Origin of the sequence: Microbacterium sp. K27, from assembly GCF_004794435.1 — a bacterium.
GTDB classification, from domain to species: domain Bacteria; phylum Actinomycetota; class Actinomycetes; order Actinomycetales; family Microbacteriaceae; genus Microbacterium; species Microbacterium maritypicum_A.
The window spans coordinates 102,032-118,977 of sequence record NZ_SSDK01000031.1 but is presented as its reverse complement, the minus strand read 5'-3'; the positions used below and the strand labels follow the sequence as shown (position 1 = coordinate 118,977).

General features: G+C 68.4%; 17 protein-coding genes. 7 read left to right on the top strand and 10 right to left on the bottom strand.

Annotation, left to right across the window (positions count from 1 at the left end; translation table 11 throughout):
- Positions 1 to 154: 154 nt before the first annotated feature.
- Positions 155 to 838, top strand: a complete 684-nt coding sequence (locus DW307_RS04130) for a FadR/GntR family transcriptional regulator (RefSeq protein WP_136024059.1) — start codon at positions 155 to 157, stop codon at positions 836 to 838.
- A gap of 19 nt (positions 839 to 857) precedes the next feature.
- Here DW307_RS04130 and DW307_RS04125 read toward each other — a convergent pair whose 3' ends face one another.
- A complete protein-coding gene (locus DW307_RS04125; RefSeq protein WP_136024057.1) occupies positions 858 to 1,373 on the bottom strand; it encodes a glycine cleavage system protein R in 516 nt (171 codons plus the stop codon).
- Positions 1,374 to 1,596: 223 nt separating this feature from the next.
- Here DW307_RS04125 and DW307_RS04120 point away from each other — a divergent pair, with 223 nt between their 5' ends.
- The gene (locus DW307_RS04120) at positions 1,597 to 4,917 is read left to right on the top strand and encodes a hypothetical protein (RefSeq protein ID WP_136024055.1); all 3,321 of its coding nucleotides are present in this window, start codon (positions 1,597 to 1,599) and stop codon (positions 4,915 to 4,917) included.
- Positions 4,918 to 4,946: 29 nt separating this feature from the next.
- Here DW307_RS04120 and DW307_RS04115 read toward each other — a convergent pair whose 3' ends face one another.
- Genes DW307_RS04115 through DW307_RS04095 form a run of 5 tightly spaced genes read right to left on the bottom strand, consistent with a single transcriptional unit; the run spans position 4,947 to position 8,676 of the window.
- Positions 4,947 to 6,005: a PLP-dependent cysteine synthase family protein gene (locus tag DW307_RS04115; RefSeq protein WP_029267803.1), complete on the bottom strand. Its 1,059-nt coding sequence runs from the start codon at positions 6,003 to 6,005 to the stop codon at positions 4,947 to 4,949.
- 42 nt (positions 6,006 to 6,047) lie between these two features.
- Positions 6,048 to 6,404: a cupin domain-containing protein gene (locus DW307_RS04110; RefSeq protein ID WP_029267801.1), complete on the bottom strand. Its 357-nt coding sequence runs from the start codon at positions 6,402 to 6,404 to the stop codon at positions 6,048 to 6,050.
- A gap of 43 nt (positions 6,405 to 6,447) precedes the next feature.
- Entirely contained in the window at positions 6,448 to 7,260 is an 813-nt protein-coding gene (locus DW307_RS04105; protein ID WP_029267799.1) for a GntR family transcriptional regulator, read from the bottom strand.
- Positions 7,260 to 7,664, bottom strand: a complete 405-nt coding sequence (rbsD, locus tag DW307_RS04100) for a D-ribose pyranase (protein WP_029267797.1) — start codon at positions 7,662 to 7,664, stop codon at positions 7,260 to 7,262. The genes DW307_RS04105 and rbsD overlap by 1 nt, the downstream gene beginning before the upstream one ends.
- 37 nt (positions 7,665 to 7,701) lie before the next feature.
- A complete protein-coding gene (locus DW307_RS04095; RefSeq protein WP_029267795.1) occupies positions 7,702 to 8,676 on the bottom strand; it encodes a ribokinase in 975 nt (324 codons plus the stop codon).
- A gap of 118 nt (positions 8,677 to 8,794) precedes the next feature.
- Between DW307_RS04095 and DW307_RS04090 the strand changes: the two genes are divergently transcribed.
- A complete protein-coding gene (locus tag DW307_RS04090) occupies positions 8,795 to 9,457 on the top strand; it encodes a transaldolase family protein (RefSeq protein ID WP_136024053.1) in 663 nt (220 codons plus the stop codon).
- A gap of 29 nt (positions 9,458 to 9,486) precedes the next feature.
- On the opposite strand, the gene DW307_RS04085 is transcribed toward DW307_RS04090, so the two are convergent.
- Positions 9,487 to 10,164, bottom strand: coding sequence for a FadR/GntR family transcriptional regulator (locus DW307_RS04085; protein ID WP_021198316.1), 678 nt, complete (start codon positions 10,162 to 10,164; stop codon positions 9,487 to 9,489).
- Between the two features lie 46 nt (positions 10,165 to 10,210).
- Here DW307_RS04085 and DW307_RS04080 point away from each other — a divergent pair, with 46 nt between their 5' ends.
- Positions 10,211 to 11,185 carry an amidohydrolase family protein gene (locus DW307_RS04080; protein WP_136024052.1) on the top strand — a complete coding sequence of 325 codons (975 nt, stop codon included), beginning with the start codon at positions 10,211 to 10,213 and terminating at the stop codon, positions 11,183 to 11,185.
- Between the two features lie 167 nt (positions 11,186 to 11,352).
- Here the strand turns inward: DW307_RS04080 and DW307_RS04075 are convergent, their stop codons facing one another.
- Together DW307_RS04075 and DW307_RS04070 are read right to left on the bottom strand one after the other, a co-directional pair.
- Positions 11,353 to 12,117: an SDR family NAD(P)-dependent oxidoreductase gene (locus tag DW307_RS04075; RefSeq protein WP_136024050.1), complete on the bottom strand. Its 765-nt coding sequence runs from the start codon at positions 12,115 to 12,117 to the stop codon at positions 11,353 to 11,355.
- A complete protein-coding gene (locus DW307_RS04070) occupies positions 12,099 to 12,959 on the bottom strand; it encodes a fumarylacetoacetate hydrolase family protein (protein WP_136024048.1) in 861 nt (286 codons plus the stop codon). The genes DW307_RS04075 and DW307_RS04070 overlap by 19 nt, the downstream gene beginning before the upstream one ends.
- Before the next feature lie 124 nt (positions 12,960 to 13,083).
- Here DW307_RS04070 and DW307_RS04065 point away from each other — a divergent pair, with 124 nt between their 5' ends.
- Genes DW307_RS04065 through DW307_RS04055 form a run of 3 tightly spaced genes read left to right on the top strand, consistent with a single transcriptional unit; the run spans position 13,084 to position 15,819 of the window.
- Positions 13,084 to 14,379 carry an L-fuconate dehydratase gene (locus tag DW307_RS04065; RefSeq protein WP_029258499.1) on the top strand — a complete coding sequence of 432 codons (1,296 nt, stop codon included), beginning with the start codon at positions 13,084 to 13,086 and terminating at the stop codon, positions 14,377 to 14,379.
- Positions 14,366 to 15,352: an aldo/keto reductase gene (locus tag DW307_RS04060; RefSeq protein WP_136024046.1), complete on the top strand. Its 987-nt coding sequence runs from the start codon at positions 14,366 to 14,368 to the stop codon at positions 15,350 to 15,352. The genes DW307_RS04065 and DW307_RS04060 overlap by 14 nt, the downstream gene beginning before the upstream one ends.
- 47 nt (positions 15,353 to 15,399) lie before the next feature.
- Positions 15,400 to 15,819 carry an RbsD/FucU family protein gene (locus tag DW307_RS04055; RefSeq protein ID WP_021198322.1) on the top strand — a complete coding sequence of 140 codons (420 nt, stop codon included), beginning with the start codon at positions 15,400 to 15,402 and terminating at the stop codon, positions 15,817 to 15,819.
- A 112-nt stretch (positions 15,820 to 15,931) separates the two neighbouring features.
- Here DW307_RS04055 and DW307_RS04050 read toward each other — a convergent pair whose 3' ends face one another.
- Positions 15,932 to 16,933 carry a LacI family DNA-binding transcriptional regulator gene (locus DW307_RS04050; RefSeq protein ID WP_136024044.1) on the bottom strand — a complete coding sequence of 334 codons (1,002 nt, stop codon included), beginning with the start codon at positions 16,931 to 16,933 and terminating at the stop codon, positions 15,932 to 15,934.
- Positions 16,934 to 16,946: the final 13 nt, after the last annotated feature.

The following is a 16,946-nucleotide window of genomic DNA, read 5'->3' as shown; positions in this document are numbered from 1 at the left end:
GATGAGTCGGGCGAGTTGTTGCACAACTTTGCCACATGCCGTAGAAAACTGCCATGAAAAGGTGAAGATGAAACATAGTTGTCATACGAGTTTCCTGCGAAGGGGAGTTCCGACAGACTTCACGAGGGGTGGGGGAGTGTCAGAGAGGATGACGATGAGCGCACTCGACACGGCGTTGCACGGGCTGCGGGCGCTGATCGCCGACGGTGCGCTGCGGCCCGGAGACCGACTGCCGAGCGAAGGCGAGCTCTGCGAACGTCTCGGCGTCTCCCGCGGGTCTCTCCGCGAAGCGATCCGGATGCTGGCCGCCCTCGGGGTGCTCGACACCCGTCACGGCTCGGGCAGCTACGTCAGCGAGCTGCGCGCGGCCGACCTGATCGGCAGCCTGTCGCTCACGGTCGGGCTGCTGCCGATGGCGGGAGTGCTCGAACTGACCGAACTCCGCCGCGTGCTCGAACCGCATGCGGCCGCGCTCGCCGCCGCCCGCATCGACGACGAGACTGTGGAGGCCCTGGACCGCGTGCTCGACGAGATCGAGGCGACCACCGACTTCGAGGCGCAGTCGCGGCTCGACCACGAGTTCCACATGGCGATCTCCGGCGTCGCGGGGCACGAAGCGCTGACCAGCCTGATCGACGTGCTGCGATCGCGGTCGCGGGCGTATCGCATCTCCGACCCCGAGGATGCGGCCGAGCTCAAGGTGCATTCCGATGCCGGGCACCGCGCGATCCTGCGCGGCCTGGCGGCGGCGGACCCGGTCGCCGCGAGTGCCGCGGCCTCCGCCCACGTCGCGTACACCGAGTACTGGGTGCGGCGGTACTCGGGGCTCGAGGACTGACGCGCGTCCTGCGGGCCGGTCAGCCGAGGGTGATATCGACCTGGATCTCGGCGGCGATGCGCTCGAGGTCGGCACGCAGGGCGTCGAGGTCGACGGAAGCGGGGACCTTCGCGGTCACCGACGCTTCGAACAGACGCCCTCCGGCCATCGCGGCATCTCGAGTCTCGGTGGCGAGCTCCTCGATGCTCAGGGCGTGCGCACTCAGCACGCCGGAGACCTCGCGCACGATGCCGGGGCGGTCGTTGCCGAGCACCTGGATCTCGAGCAGCTGATCGTCGTCGGCAACCGCATCCGGAGTGCCGGTGAGCACGGCGAGCGTGAGGAGTCCCTGACCCTGCAGGCCGCGCAGTGCGGACGACAGCTCGGCCTCCCGGTCATCCGCGACCGAGACCTCGATCACGCCGGCGAACGTGCCGGCGAGCTCGGCCAGTGAGCTGTTCTCCCAGTTGCCGCCGTGCGCATCCACGACATCGGCGACGGCGGCCACGAGGCCAGGACGGTCTGCACCCGCGACGGTGAGGATCAGAGTAGTCATGCGGCCAGCGTACGGGGAAGTATTGGCAGAGTTGGCGATTGCTTCTGTCTGCCCGTTCGATACTGTCGACGCATGTTCGATGTGCATTCAGAGCATCCCCAGATCCTTAGGGTACGGAAGATCGCAAGGAGACTCTCGTGCCCGTCGGCGGCGGGCTGCACCGCGCGGCTCGGTGCGTACGCCTTCACGACCAACCTTTGCTGCCCTCCAGAGGACTGAGACCATGGTGGGAAGGGGCGGTGGGGCTGCGACGGCGTATGGGATTGGGTACCAGCACCTTGCCGTACTGGAAGAGGTCATCGGTCTCTTGGAGCAGGGCGAGCGTGACTGGACCTTGTCCCTCGAGAGTGCGGACGACGACATCGTCGACTACGCGTTTCGCAAGGAGGGCAGGTTCGTTCGGGTCGTTCAAGCGAAGTCGAGCGTCTCGGGCTCTGCAGGTCGCCGAGTAACCGTCGCCGAAGCGCTTCGGGTGTTCGAACGAATGGTCCAAGGAGAGCCCTCCACCACATTCACTTTTCGCACTAACCGCCCGGTCGCATCAGCATTGCTGCAACTCGGGGCTGCACTGGACGCTGCCCGTCAGCAGCTTCTGGGTGGGACGGACGTCATGCGAGAGATACAGGGTGCTCTCGAGGCTGCGGGCGCCGTTCTCAACGTCGAAAGCACGAGCGAGGTTCTCGGGCGCATCGCGCGATGCGAAGTCGTGGTCGATGCCTGGCAACTCCCCGATGCGTTCGAGTTTCTCGCCGCTCGTATTCGTGCGCTCCGCCACTCCTTCGGTTGGGGAACCGGCCGGGAGTCGTCCGAGATCCTCGTCTACAGCGTGGCGATGAGGCTGCTCGAGCGTTCTGCGACCACCCCAGGTTGTGAGATTCCCGCCGAACAGATCGAGCGGATGCTCTATCCCGCCGATCATGTCGTGGCGCAGGCTAGAGGCGCGTATGACTGGGGTGTTGTGGCTGGACCCATCCCCAACATCGAAGCAATACCCCGTGTCGAAGCTCGCGCTTTCCTGGACGAGGCTCTGCGAGGAATGCCTACGAGGCAGCCGCGACGAGCGGTTCTGACAGGCTTCTCGGGGGCGGGAAAATCGACTATCGCTGCCTCCTTCGCTAGAGATCGCGCTGCGTCATACGACCACATCCTGTGGATCGATGCTCACGATCTGAGCACGATTCGACAGTCGGTCCGGCGAATCCTCGGCGAGTCAGAGCAGGCCGAGGGGATCGGCGACGAGAGAACGGACGGCGCTGAGCTCGCGGCATCCTTCCGAGACCTCTTCGCTGCCAGTTCGGACACTTGGCTGCTGGTGTTCGACAATGCGGCCTCGGCGAAGGAAATTCAGCCGTGGCGTCCTCTGGTCGGACACGTGGATATCGTCGCGACGTCGACCAACGCCGTTGCGTGGTCCGGGTGGCGGGCGCATGGGGTACCACATCTCGCTCGTACCGATTCCATTGCCTTGTTAGAGATGCGAATGGGGGTTTCGGCGCCGAGCGCCGATTGGCGGAGGAAGGCGAGTCAGCTTTCGGCGGATCTGGATGATTGGCCCCTCACCCTCGATCTAGCTTGCGCGTACCTGAGCGCCTCCGGGCGGGGGATCGAGTTCGCCCCTCAGTACGTGAGTCTCTTGATGAGCAAGATCATCGATGAAGAGGTGCTGATGCCGGAGGGATACAAGACTCACAGCACGCTCCTCCGCGCCGTTGTGGTTGCCCTCGAGGGTCTGGAGTCGAGAGCGAAGTCATCGCCCGGTCCGGGAAGCCGGCGGCACGGCGTGGCGAGCGCGACCATGGAAACGATGGCCTATCTCCCAGGGCGAAGCGCCCATGCGAACCTCGCAGTGACCGCAGCTGTCGATCTGCTGGACGAGGAGCTTCAGGACGATCCAGACGCCGTGGTGGACGCGGTCGCCTTCGCTTTGGCCGAGTTCTCGCTTGCCTCTCGGAGGATGGATGCACAATCGCGATCTCTGCAGAGCACCTTCCGAGTCAACGAAGTCGTGCTCCATGTGGTCCGTGCGCGGCACTCGGTGCGCAGACGCGCTGAGGTGCTCCGCAGCGTCATCGAGTCTGCATACGGGCACGTCACTCGCGCGATCGACGAGCGGGCTCGGGCGGATGCAGAACTTGTCGCGCCTTCAGCGACATCTGCGCTGAGATGGCTCCTGGAATCGGGCTATGCGTCGATGTATGGCACGCTCCTCGCGGGAAATCTGGCGGTGCTGTGGAGCGCGCTGAATCAGCCCGAGATTAGCCTCGAGTACTTCGAGCTCGAGCTTCACGTGTTGAACACGCTGGGTCAGCACGCGCCCGTACTGCGAGCGAAGATTCACGCTGCCATTGCGTCTAACTTGGCGACGCTGGAACGACCGACTCCGGAGATTCTCGACGCCGTATCGAAATGCGTGCTGATGCTCGATCAGTGGCCCGTCGATGACGCCGAGTCGGATCGCACAGCGGTCTTGTATCAGCTCGAGACCGTGCTCAATCTCCTCAGGCGAAATCCGCGGGAGGATCCTTCGCACAGGACACTGATCGACGTCGCCTACAGCGCCTTAGAACGGCAGCTCTCCCGCGCCGGCCACCCTGCGTTCGAGGACATCAGGGCCGCGCGCGAGCTTCTCGATCTTGCTGAGCGGGACGGCGACGCGCTCGTGCGTATCGAGAGAGTCATCGCGGACTCGACGGCGCCCGACTTTCTCAGGCGTGCTGCGTTGGCGCTGCGTGTGGAAACCCTCGTCTATCTCGGACGCTTCGAAGCTGCGACGCGTGCGGTGGAAGAAACGAGGAGCGCTGCTGACGGCGCCTTCGGGATCGAGGAAGTCGCCGACGTCCTGATTAATGCCTGGTTGGCGGTACTGACACATCGGTTTCTCAGAGACGTGCCGTTTCACCATGACCTAGTCGGCAGCCTGTATCAGGCCTTTGCCGACATCGAGCTATCGCAGAGGCAGAGCCAGTCTCGCCTGGACGTCTGTCGCTTGGCTACCGCAGTTCATGAGGGCGACATCGACGACGAGATGTTGGCCGCGCTCGAAGGACTGAGTGGGAATCGTGTTTCCGGCGGCCGTGGTGTGCGATCCGACCGCCCACTATGGACACTCATCGAGGCTTGCGGCAGGTTGGTGGCCCTGCGCCGTAGGCATCGGAATGCTCGCGTCGTTCCGGGGCAAGGGTGGGCGCTCGTGCGGCTGCCCTTCCAACTTCGTGCGTTGCGCGTGTTCATCAGCAAAGAACAGGCGCAACAGTTCCGGGGAGCCTCGAAAAGGCTGGAAGGATCGTGGCTGCTCGAGGACGATGCTGTTCTTCTTCGCGTCGACTGCGAGCCTGCCGTGCTCGTAGTCTTTCCGCGCTTGGAATCGGGGTGGCTTGGCATCGACGAGGCGGTCGTCAAAAAATCGCCGGCTCCCGCAACCCGGCGACTTGAGCAAATACTCCACTCACCTCAGCATGCCGAGACAGTTCGCTTCGTCCTCGTCGCACCGGAGTCTGATGAGGATTCCCCCGTGATTGTGACGGTGAGCAGACCCGTGCAGTAGGGCTCTGCGGCCAGCGTAGCCCGCAGCCCTCAGTCCCCCCAGACCCCGGACTCCAGGAACGTATCGAGGCGCGCGCGGTGCGGGGCGAGGTCCCAGCCTTGGGCGGCGACCCACTCGTCGGAGTAGTAGGTGCCGGCGTAGCGGACGCCGCTGTCGCAGATCAGGGTCACGACACTGCCGGTCTCGCCCGCGGCCCGCATCCGGGCGATGAGCTGGAACGCACCGTAGAGGTTGGTGCCGGTCGAGCCGCCGGCCCAGTGCAGGGTGCGCTCGCGCAGCAGGCGGATCGCGGCGATCGACCCGGCATCCGGCACCTGGATCATCTCGTCGATCACGGTCGGCACGAACGAGGCCTCGACCCGGGGGCGGCCGATGCCCTCGATGCGGCTCGGGCGCCCGGCCGGCGGATCCACGGTCCCTGCCCAGCCGTCGTAGAAGGCCGAGCCTTCGGGGTCGACGACCGCGACCTTCGTGTCATGTCGGCGATACTTCACGTACCGGCCGAACGTGGCACTCGTGCCGCCGGTTCCGGCGCCCGTGACGATCCAGGTGGGGATCGGATGCCGCTCCTGAGCGAGCTGGCTGAACACGCTCTCGGCGATGTTGTTGTTGCCGCGCCAGTCGGTCGCGCGCTCGGCGAACGTGAACTGGTCGAGGTAGTGGCCGGTGCAGTCGGAGGCCAGACGTTGGGCCTCGGGCGACATGTCCTCCGCACGGTCGACGAAGTGGCACGTGCCGCCGTAGAACTCGATGAGGTCGATCTTCTCCTGCACGGTCGAACGGGGCACGACCGTGATGAACGGCAACCCGAGCATGCGGGCGAAGTACGCCTCGGACACGGCGGTCGATCCGCTCGACGACTCGACGAGCGTGGTGTCTTCGCGGATGCGTCCGTTGACCAGGCCGTAGAGGATCAGCGAACGCGCGAGGCGGTGCTTGAGGGAGCCCGTCGGGTGCACGGACTCGTCCTTGAGGTACAGGTCGATGCCCCACTCGGGCGGCAGCGGGAAGAGGTGCAGGTGCGTGTCGGCGCTGCGGTTGGCATCGGCTTCCAGCAGGGCGATCGCGGTGCTGGTCCAGTCGCTCATGCCCTCGACACTACCTGCCACTCGGCCGGGCGCCCTGGTCGATCACGCGGCGGCGGGACGCTCGGGGCCGAGGTGGGTGGAGGTCGGCTCGCCTGCCGCATCGCCCTTGAGCTCGATGAGGATGGTGTGCGTCGGCGTCGTTCCGGTGTTCTCGCCGGAATGACGCTGCGCGGGCAACCACACGGCCTGTCCCGCGGCGAGGACGGTGTCGAAGGAGCGGTCGCCCAGGCTGAGGCGGCGGGAGAAGCCGCTGAGGGTGACCAGAACGCTGTTCGGATGATCGTGCGGCGTCGTCTTGTCGCCGGGCTCATCGGTGTAGTCGAGCACGCGGACGTGCTCGTTCTCCCAGAGCGTGCGGTAGTGGTCGGGGTCGGTGAGGGTGGGATCGTCGGTGATCATGCGGTGACGGTACACCCGGCGCGGTACCGCCGACAGGGTCTCCTCAGCCGACCGTTCCGGCCGGGGAGGCCCCGCCGTCGCCGTCGACGTGCAGGAGCGATGCCTGAGACTGCTCCTGCTGCAACTGGAACTCGAAACGCGAACGGTCGCCGCGGTGATACGCGATGAAGTACTCGATGGGCGTGCCGTCGGCGCTGCGGCTGACGCTGCGTAGACGCAGCAGTGCCGAACCGGCGCTCACGCCCAGGTGCTGAGCCTGCTCGTGCGTGGCCACGGTCGCCTCCGCCGAGCGCACACCGTGCGTCGCGACGATGTCGTTGTCGGCGAGCAGTCGATAGAGCGATCCCTCGGAGAGGTCGGCGCCGAGGGTGACGGATCCGACGGCCTCCGGCATCCAGGTCGTCGAGAGCGACCACGGTTCGCCGTCGACGTGGCGCAGACGCTCGAGCACGACGACCGGGGATCCGACCGGCACCTCCAGGGCGAGTGCGACCTCCTCGTCAGCCGTCGTCTGCTCGTGCCGCAGTACGTCGCTGTGCACATGTCCGCCGCGGCGCTCGACGTCGTCGTACAGACCGACGAGCGTGTGCACCAGGCTCTCGCTGGTGCGGGGGCGGGAGACGAACGTGCCCTTGCCCTTCACCCGTTCGACGAGCCCCTCGTGCTCCAGCTGGGCGAGCGCCTGGCGCACGACGGTGCGCGAGATGCCGTAGCGCTCGCACAGGCGGTGCTCGCCGGGCAGCGGGTCGCCCGGCTGCAGGCCGTCGCGGGCGATGCCGTCGATGATCAGCTGGCGCAGCTGGTCGTACATGGGCGCGGCGGAGTGCCGGTCGATCGCGTCGTCGACGATGGCCATCAGTACGCCACCCCCGCGTGCAGGATCACGTTCGCGTAGGGGGTGAACTCGCCGGACCGCACGAACGCCCGTGCGCCGTGACTGAGCTTCTTGAACTCCACATGCGGCACGAGGTCGATCTCGAACCCCATGCCGGCGAACCGCTCGCGCAGTGCGGCCAGCACCTCCGGGCTCTTCTCGGCGACCTCGGCCGAGACCGTCGCCCCCTCGACCACCAGCTCGGCGAGCACGGTGTCGAGCACGTCGAGGAAGGCCGGAGCCCCCGGGCGATACGCCAGGTCGATGCGCTCGGATCCCAGGGGGATGGGCAGGCCTGCGTCGGTGACGACGATCAGATCGGTGTGCCCGGTCTCGCTGATCACGCGGGACAGCGCGGGATTGATCGTGGTGGCCGTCTTGCGCATGTGTCTCCTCGGTTCTCCGGATGCTCGGTTCGCAGGTTCAGCTCGCGACGGGTGCGGGGGCGTGCGCTGAGCTGCGCTCCGCCAGGAACGCGTCGACATCGGCGCGGTGGGGGAGGCTCGGTGATGCCCCCTGCTTCGTGACGGTCAGTGCGCCCGCGGCGGTCGCCAGGCGCACCGCATCCGCCAGGGTGCTGCCATTCGCCAGGGCCGCGCCGAGATAGCCGGCGTAGGCGTCGCCCGCCGCGGTCGTGTCGACCGCCTCCACCGGGAACGGCGGGATCACGGATGCGCCCTCGGCCGTCACGACGCACGAGCCCTGGCCCGCGAGGGTGATCACGGCGGCGCCGACCCCCTGGGCGAGGAACCAGCGTCCGGCCTGCTCGGCCGACGCGGCATCCGTCACCTCGATACCGCTGATCAGCGTCGCCTCGGTCTCGTTGGGGGTGACGATGTCGATGCTCCGCCAGATCTCGGCGTCGAGCTCGGCGGCCGGGGCGGGATCGAGGATCACGGTCATGCCGTGCTCGCGACCGCGCGCGGTGATGTGGGCGGTGAGCGCGGAGGGCGTCTCGAGCTGGGTGAGCAGCACCGAGGTCGTGGGGGCGAGGGCTGCGAGCGCCTCGTCGATCTGCGCGGCGCTGAGGGCGGCATTGGCGAGCGGAACCATGACGATGTCGTTCTGCGCCGACGAGTCGACGCGGATGTGCGCCACGCCTGTCGGGCCGGGGACCGTGCGCAGGTGCGCGAGGTCGACGCCGGCCGCGGTCAGCCCGTCGACGACCAGGTCGTGGAACAGGTCGTCTCCGACGCAGCCGACGAAGCTCGTGCGCGCACCGGAGCGCCCGGCGGCGACAGCCTGGTTCGCGCCCTTGCCGCCCAGCATGAGCGTGAACTCGTCCCCGAGAATCGTCTCGCCCCTGGCGGGCAGACGCCCGGAGAAGGTGGTCACATCGGCCGTGACGCTGCCGACGATGACGACGCCGGTACGGTCCTCGGGGTGTGCGGGGGTCATCTCGCTCCTGATCTTCCTCGACGGCAGGCGTAGCCGACGCTTTGACAGACCGCGGTGGCTGTCATTACATTAGCCGAAACCGCACCTGTAACGACAGGTTGTCCGCGAGGAGTCCCTGATGAACCCGATCGCGCCACGCCTGTACGTCGACAGCGCCGACGTCGACCGTGTCTCCCGACTGCTCGCCGCCGGCGTGGTGCACGGTGTCACCACCAACCCGACCATCCTCGAACGGGGAGGCCGCACCGCCGCCGAGATCCCCGAGCTCTACGCCCGGTGGGAGTCGGAGGGGGCGCGCGAGATCTTCTTCCAGACCTGGGGCGGCGACGCCGCGTCCTTCCTCCGCAATGCCGAGGGCATCCGCGCACTGGGCGACCGCGTGGCCGTGAAGGTCCCGGCCACGGCGGCGGGCTTCGCCGCCGCATCCGCTCTCGTGCGCGACGGCGCCACCGTGCTGGTCACCGCCGTGTACTCGGTCGCGCAGGCCCTCGCGTGCGCCTCGATCGGTGCGCAGTACATCGCTCCATACCTCGGACGGATGCGCGACGCGGGCCTCGACGGCGACGCGACGATCGCCCGCATGCAGGAGGTGTGCGCGGGGAGCGACTCGAACGTGCTCGCCGCATCGCTGCGCTCGCCGGACGACATCACCGGTCTGCGCCTTGCAGGAGTGCCGTACTTCACCGCTGCGCCGGACGTGCTCGATCGGGTGCTCTTCCATGAGGTGAGCGACAGCTCGGCCGCCGAGTTCGACGCCGCGATGGTGCGCCTGGGCGCGTGAGCGCGGTCTGCTGAAGTCCGCAGGCGGGGTCAGCTCGCCGCGGCCTGGCGCAGCCAGCGCTCCACGCCCGCGATATGCGCGGTGGCGAGCGAGGTCGCGAGGGCGGAGTCGTGCTGGGCGATCGCGTCAGCGATGGCCCGGTGCTCGGACAGGGTGCGCTCGACCGCGCCGCCCTCGGTGAGGCCGCGCCACACGCGGGCGCGCACGGTCTGGCTGCTCAGATGCTCGATCAGACTCGCGAGGTACGCGTTGCCGGACATCGCGACGATCTCGCGATGGAACCGGATGTCGTGGTCGACCAGAGACTCGATGGTCACGGCCGCGTCGACCGAATCGACCTCGTCCTGCAGCTCGGCGATCTGCTCCTCCGTGCCGAGGGTGGCCGCCAGCCCTGTCGCCTGCGACTCCAGCATGCGGCGCACCGCGAAGATCTCGAGCATCGAGTCGTCGTCGTGCATGTCGACGACGAACGCGATCGCCTCCAGCAGCAGATGCGGTTCGAGGCTCGTCACGTAGGTGCCGTCGCCGCGTCGCACGTCGAGGACCCGGATGACCTCCAGCGCCTTGACCGCCTCGCGCATCGAGCTCCGGGAGAGGCCGAGCCGCTCGGACAGCTCCTTCTCGGGGGGAAGGCGATCGCCGGGGGCGAGCTCGCCCGCCACGATCATCGCCTTGATCTTCTCGATCGCCTCGTCGGTGACTGCCATGGCGTCATCCTAGCGATTGATCGGATGTCTCCGGCAGGATGGAGCCATGCGCGTTCTCGATTCACACCTGCACCTCTGGGATCCGGGGGTGCTGACCTACACCTGGCTCGAGGGGCCGCTGGCGTACCGGTTCGCCGACCGGGAGCTGGAGCTCGCCCGCCTGTCCGCCGCGCACCCGGAGAAGTCGGTGTTCGTGCAGGCGGAGACCATCGAAGACGACTTCCTCGACGAGGTGCAGTGGGTCGCGGGGCTGGCGCCTGCGCTCGGCATCGTCGGGATCGTCGCCGGCATCCGTCTCGACCGGGGAACCGACACGGTCGCGCACCTGGAGGGGCTCATGGCCGAGCCCCTCGTCGTCGGAGTGCGGCATAACCTGCAGGGCGAGCCGGACGGACTGGCCGTCTCGGCCGCGTTCGTGACCGGCGCGCGTGAGGTCGCCGCGCGCGATCTGACCTTCGACGCGTGCGTGCGCGCCGATCAGCTCCCGGAGATCGCCCGTTTCGCCGGTGCGATCCCGGAGCTGCGGATCGTGCTCGACCATCTCGGCAAGCCCGCCGTCGGCACGGCGGCCTCGCCGCTCCCGCCGTCGGCGGAGTGGGCTCGCGACCTCGCCGAACTCGCCCGTCATCCGCACACCTTCTGCAAGCTCTCCGGCCTGCCGGGAGAGGCAGGCGGAGACTGGAACGCCGAGCAGCTGGAGCCGTTCCTCGACGTGGCGGCGGATGCCTTCGGGATCGAGCGCCTGATGTGGGGGAGTGACTGGCCGGTCTCGGCCATCGGCCCCGCCGAGCCCGGCGACCCGCACGCGCCGGAGGACGGCTCCGCGACGTACCAGCCCACCGCGCGGTCGCGCTGGGCCGACACCGTCGTGGCGTGGGCGGAGTCGCGGGGCCACGACCTCGACGCCCTCCTGTGGGGGAACGCCGAGCAGTTCTATCGCACCGCTCAGCCGCGGCAGATCCCGTCTGATGCTGCTCCGCGCTCCGGCCTCCGGGGCTGGATCCGCGGTCACCGCGGCTAGCCCGGCTTTCCTGCGGCTCCGGTCTCGGTTGCTGCCGTGGGGTCGGTCTCGGTGGTTCCGGTCGCAGTTGCCGTCGTCCGGCGTCGTTCTCTGCGCTTCCGGTCGCAATTGTTGCCGCCCTCGCGCGATGGAGGCGGCGTCAACTGCGACCGGAACGCAGGCGGATGCTACTCCGCGCGCAGGCGCAGCTGGGCCATACCGCCGTCGACCTCGATGAAGGTGCCGGTGGTCGATCCCGCTGCGGGGCTCACGAGGTAGGCGACCGCAGCGGCGACCTCGTCGGGGCTGACCAGGCGTCCGTGCGGCTGGCGTGCTTCGAGGGCGGCGCGCTCGGCGGCGGGGTCGGCTGCCGAATCGAGCAGTCGGCCCACCCACGGGGTGTCGGCCGTGCCGGGGTTGACCGCGTTCACACGGATGCCCTCGCGCAGGTGGTCGGCTGCCATCGCGCGGGTGAGGGCTGCGACGGCTCCCTTCGACGCGCTGTAGAGCGCCCGTTGCGGCAACCCTGTCGTCGAGGCGATGGATGCCGTGTTGCAGACCGCGGCGGACGGAGACTTCCGCAGCCAGGGGAGGGCTGCCGAGGTGACGCGGGCGATGCCTGTGACGTTGACCGAGAGCACGCGCGCCCACTCGTCGTCGTCGTTCGCGGTGATGTCGCCCTGGGCGCCGATGCCGGCGTTGTTGACGACGATGTCGATGCGTCCGAACTTCTCGCCCACGGCGGCCACCGCCGCGTCGACGCTCGCGCGGTCGGAGACGTCGGCCGTGAAGGCGGCGAAGGCGGGGTCGGCTGCGGCGGTGTCCCGGTCGAGGACCGCGATGCGCGCTCCGTCGGCGTGCAGACGCTGGGCGATCGCCGCGCCGATCCCTGATGCTCCACCGGTGACGATCGCCACCAGTCCGTTCAATGCGCTCACTTCCGGGCCTCCCATGCCACGAACTCCTGCCGTTGACGGCCGAGGCCGTCGATCTCGATCTCGACCACGTCGCCCGCGGCGAGATAGGGGTACTTGCCCGACAGGGCGACGCCCTGCGGCGTGCCGGTGAGGATGAGGTCACCGGGCTCCAGCGTCACGTACTGCGAGAGGTGGTGCACGATGTGCTCGACGGTGAAGATCATGTCGCTCGTGTTCGAGTCCTGCCGCGGCTCGCCGTTCACGAAGCTGCGAAGACCGAGCGCGTGGTGATCCACCTCGTCGGGGGTGACGAGCCAGGGCCCGGTGGGGTTGAAGCCGGCCGCGATCTTGCCTTTCGACCACTGCCCGCCCGAGACGGCCATCTGGAAGTCGCGCTCGGAGACGTCGTTCGCGGCGACGAAGCCGGCCACGTGCGCCATCGACTCGTCGGGGGAGTCGAGGTAGGCGGTGCGGGTGCCGATCACGATGCCGAGCTCGACCTCCCAGTCGGTCTTCTCGCTGCCGCGCGGGATCGTGACCGCATCGTTCGGGCCCACGACCGTGTTCGGCGTCTTGAGGAAGAGGATCGGGATGGTGGGCGGCTCCGACCCCGACTCGGCGGCGTGAGCGGCGTAGTTCATGCCGATGCAGATCACGGCACTCGGGCGGGCGATCGGGGCGCCGACGCGCAGCGATGCGGCGTCCGCGAGTTCGGGGAGGTCTCCGGCATCGCGGGCGGCAACGACGCGGGCGACGAAGTCGCCCTCGAGGAAATCGCCGTTCACATCGGATGTTACGGGGCGGAGGTCGAGGTATCGGTCGCCCTCCACGAGGACGGGGATCTCATTCCCTTGGGTGCCGAGCCGCGCGAACTTCATGTTTCTCCTGATCGGTCGGGAGGCCGCGATGAGGCGGCCGGTCTCGTTGACAGTATAGACATCCGATGTTTACACTCCAAGAGATCCGCGCGGAAGAAATCAGCCGCGCATCGAGAGGAATCCCGTGAGCCGTATCGTCGCCCTCGACACCACCGACATCCGCTTCCCCACGTCCCTGAGCCTGGACGGGTCGGACGCGATGAACCCCGACCCCGACTACTCGGCCGCGTACGTCATCGTGCGCACCGACGCCGACGACGACATCGAGGGCCACGCGTTCGTCTTCACGATCGGCCGCGGCAACGACGTGCAGGTCGCGGCCATCGACGCGCTGGCAGGTCACCTGGTGGGTCGCGAGATCGAGCCCCTCCTCGACGACATGGGCGGCACGTTCCGCGACATCATCGGCGATTCGCAGCTGCGCTGGCTCGGGCCGGAGAAGGGCGTCATGCACATGGCCATCGGTGCGGTCATCAACGCGCTGTGGGACATCAAGGCCAAGCGCGCCGGCCTTCCGCTCTGGCAGCTGCTCGCCCGTATGACGCCGGAGGAGCTCGTCGACCTCGTCGACTTCCGGTACCTCACCAACGCCCTCACCCGCGACGACGCCCTCGAGATCCTGCGCGCCGCCGAGCCCGGTCGGGCCGAGAGGGAACAGCAACTGCTCGCCTCCGGATACCCCGGCTACACCACGAGCCCCGGATGGCTCGGCTACTCCGACGAGAAGCTCGAGCGCCTCGCCCGCGAAGCGATGGCCGACGGCTTCACCCAGATCAAGCTCAAGGTCGGCGCCGACCTCGACGACGACATCCGCCGCTTCCGCAAGGCACGTGAGGTGTGCGGGCCCGACTTCCCGATCGCGATCGACGCGAACCAGCGCTGGGAGGTGTCGGAGGCTATCGAGTGGGTCAACGCGCTCGCCGAGTTCCACCCCGCCTGGATCGAGGAGCCCACCAGCCCCGACGACGTGCTCGGCCACGCCGAGATCGCCCGCGGCGTCGCACCGATCCGCGTCGCGACGGGCGAGCACGCCCAGAACCGCGTCATCTTCAAGCAGCTGCTGCAGGCCGAGGCGATCTCCGTCATGCAGATCGACGCCGTGCGCGTCGCCGGCGTGAACGAGAACATCGCCAACCTGCTGCTCGCCGCGAAGTTCGACGTGCCGGTCTGCCCGCACGCCGGCGGTGTGGGCCTGTGCGAGGCTGTGCAGCACCTGTCCATGTTCGACTTCGTCGCCGTCACCGGCACGCGCGAGGGCCGCATGATCGAGTTCGTCGACCACCTGCACGAGCACTTCGTCGTGCCCACCGACATCCAGGGCGGTTCGTACATGGCACCCACCGCGCCGGGAACGGGCATGGAGATGAAGGCCGACAGCATCGCGACCTACACCTGGAAGGGTGCACATGTCGGTGCCTGATCGCGCGGGAGTGCCTGACCGCCTGACCGTCCCGACGCTCGGCTACGGTGCCGCGAACGTGGGCAACCTGTTTCGGCCGCTGACCGATGACGAGGCCTGGGCCGTGCTGGATGCCGCGTGGGAGAGCGGCATCCGCTTCTACGACACGGCGCCGCATTACGGGCTCGGACTCTCCGAGCGTCGGCTCGGGGCCTTCCTGCAGACCAAGCCGCGTGACGAGTACGTGCTCTCGACCAAGGCCGGGCGCCTGCTGCGGCCGAACCCCGACCACGTCGGCGGCGGTCTCGACACCGCGAACGACTTCCACGTTCCCGATGACCTGCAGCGCGTGTGGGACTTCTCGGAAGCGGGTATCCGCACGAGCGTCGACGAGTCGCGCGAGCGCCTCGGCATCGAGCGCATCGACCTTCTCTACCTGCATGACCCTGAGCGGCACGACCTCGACCTCGCGCTCGCCGAGGCTCTGCCCGCGATGGAGGGGTTGCGCGCCGATGGCGAGGTGACCGCGATCGGCATCGGGTCGATGGTGTCGGATGCGCTCGCGGCGGCCGTGCGCTCGGCCGACCTCGACCTCGTCATGGTGGCCGGTCGCTACACGCTCCTCGAACAGCCGGCTGCGGTCGATGTGCTGCCCGCATGCCGCGAGACCGGGACCGGGATCGTGGCGGCATCCGTCTTCAACTCGGGTCTGCTCGCGTCGAGCGAGCCGCGTCGCGACGGACGCTACGAGTACGGGCAGCTGCCGGACGAGCTGTGGGACCGGCTCGTGCGCATCGCCGCCGTGTGCGCCGACCACGACGTGCCGCTGCCCGCGGCGGCGATCCAGTTCCCGCTGCAGTCCGACGTCGTGCGATCGGTCGTGGTGGGCGGCAGCCGCCCGGCGCAGCTGCGGCAGAATGCGGAGTACGCAGCGATTGAGATCCCGACGGCCCTGTGGGAGAACCTGGCGGCGGAAGGGTTCATCCCCGCCTGATCGACCTGTCCCCGGAATCACCCGACGTCTCACCGAGAGGAGCACTCGTGCTCGAAGGAATCCATCCCCTGCTCACCGGAGAGCTGCTGCTGCACCTCGATCGCATGGGACACTCCGATGCCGTGGTCGTCGCCGACGCGCATTTCCCGGCATGGGGTCTGGGCGCACGGGTGATCGACCTCCCCGGCACGACGACGCCCGAGGTCGTGGCGGCCATCCGCACGGTGCTCCCTCTGGATGATGCGCCCGGGATCGACCTGATGACCTCGGCTGACGGCGAGGTGCTCGACGTGCAGAACGAGCTGATGGCCGCGGCGGGGACGGCCGTGGATACGACGGCTTTCGTCGAGCGGTTCGCCTACTACGAGGTCGCGAAGGCCGCGTACCTGCTCGTGCGCACGGGCGAGACCCGCAAGTACGGCAACGCGCTGCTGCGCAAGGGTGTCGTCGGGCACGCGTCGGCGTGACGCCGTTCACAACCCGGGAACGGCGTCGGCGGAGGCGGCCGGATCGGCCGTTTCGACTCTGAGCTGCTCTCTTCTCCGGAGTTGTGAACACCGGGAGTTGTGAACGCCGAGTTCAGCGACCGACGGTCGATTCCCGCACGATGAGCTCGGCAGGGAACGGCGTCGTCGCAGGCGGGGGAGCCGAGGGATCGGCGAGCTGCTGCAGCAGGGCGGCCCCGGCGGCGCGGCCGATCTCGTAGCCGGGCTGCCGCACGCTCGTGAGCGGTACGACGCTCTGATGGGCCTGCGCCACGTCGTCGAAGCCGACCAGCGCGATCTCCTCGGGCACGCGGATGCCGTGGCGCAGCAGCGTGGTGAGCACACCGAGCGCCACCATGTCGTTCGCCGCGAACACGGCGTCGGGTCGTTCGGAGGCGGGCATCGCGATGATCTGCGCGCCGGCCTGCAGGCCGTCCTCTGTCGCCAGGTGCGGTACCTCGCTCGTGGATACCGTCACGTCGGTGCCGGCCACCGCTTCGCGTAGCCCGGCCAGGCGGTCGTTCGACTGACTCACGGCCGGATTGCCGAGGAACAGGATGTGCTCTCGCCCGAGTCCGACGAGATGCTCGCCGGCGAGCCACCCCCCGGCGCGGTCGTCGAACAGCACGGAGGCGACCTTCGACGAGTCGGGGATCGGGCCCACGACGACCGAACGGATGCCGCGATCGGCGAGCCCCTCCAGGCGCGGCACCACGTCGCCGAGCGGATAGATGACGATGCCCTGCACCCGGTGCGCCTCGAACATGTCGAGGTTGCGCCGCTCCTGCGCGTCGTCGCGATTGCTGTTGCTGAAGAACAGCGACCAGCCGCCCTCTCGCGCCACGTCCTCGACCCCACGCGAGAGGTCGTGGAAGTAGGGCAGCCAGGCGTCGAGAAGGATGAGCGCGAGAGCCTTGCTCGATCCTGCACGCAGCTGCCGGGCGGATTCGTTCGGCACGAAGCCGAGTTGTTCCACCGCCGCGCGCACCCGCTCCCGCGTCGCGGCTCCGAGCACGTGCGGATGGTTGAGGTAGTTGGAGACGGTGGAGGAGGAGACTCCGGCGAGGGCGGCGACGTCTTTGACGCTCGCGGGCATGGGGCTCCTTCGT

Bases quoted from the DNA above. Each gene is read 5' to 3' on its own strand.
- DW307_RS04075 (WP_136024050.1), bottom strand. From the start codon at position 12,117: ATGGGAGGCCCGGAAGTGAGCGCATTGAACGGACTGGTGGCGATCGTC.
- DW307_RS04105 (WP_029267799.1), bottom strand. From the start codon at position 7,260: ATGGCCATCGTCGACGACGCGATCGACCGGCACTCCGCCGCGCCCATG.
- rbsD (WP_029267797.1), bottom strand. From the start codon at position 7,664: ATGCGCAAGACGGCCACCACGATCAATCCCGCGCTGTCCCGCGTGATC.
- DW307_RS04120 (WP_136024055.1), top strand. From the start codon at position 1,597: ATGGTGGGAAGGGGCGGTGGGGCTGCGACGGCGTATGGGATTGGGTAC.
- DW307_RS04070 (WP_136024048.1), bottom strand. From the start codon at position 12,959: ATGAAGTTCGCGCGGCTCGGCACCCAAGGGAATGAGATCCCCGTCCTC.
- DW307_RS04125 (WP_136024057.1), bottom strand. From the start codon at position 1,373: ATGACTACTCTGATCCTCACCGTCGCGGGTGCAGACCGTCCTGGCCTC.
- DW307_RS04090 (WP_136024053.1), top strand. From the start codon at position 8,795: ATGAACCCGATCGCGCCACGCCTGTACGTCGACAGCGCCGACGTCGAC.
- DW307_RS04095 (WP_029267795.1), bottom strand. From the start codon at position 8,676: ATGACCCCCGCACACCCCGAGGACCGTACCGGCGTCGTCATCGTCGGC.
- DW307_RS04050 (WP_136024044.1), bottom strand. From the start codon at position 16,933: ATGCCCGCGAGCGTCAAAGACGTCGCCGCCCTCGCCGGAGTCTCCTCC.
- DW307_RS04080 (WP_136024052.1), top strand. From the start codon at position 10,211: ATGCGCGTTCTCGATTCACACCTGCACCTCTGGGATCCGGGGGTGCTG.
- DW307_RS04110 (WP_029267801.1), bottom strand. From the start codon at position 6,404: ATGATCACCGACGATCCCACCCTCACCGACCCCGACCACTACCGCACG.
- DW307_RS04085 (WP_021198316.1), bottom strand. From the start codon at position 10,164: ATGGCAGTCACCGACGAGGCGATCGAGAAGATCAAGGCGATGATCGTG.
- DW307_RS04060 (WP_136024046.1), top strand. From the start codon at position 14,366: ATGTCGGTGCCTGATCGCGCGGGAGTGCCTGACCGCCTGACCGTCCCG.
- DW307_RS04130 (WP_136024059.1), top strand. From the start codon at position 155: ATGAGCGCACTCGACACGGCGTTGCACGGGCTGCGGGCGCTGATCGCC.
- DW307_RS04115 (WP_029267803.1), bottom strand. From the start codon at position 6,005: ATGAGCGACTGGACCAGCACCGCGATCGCCCTGCTGGAAGCCGATGCC.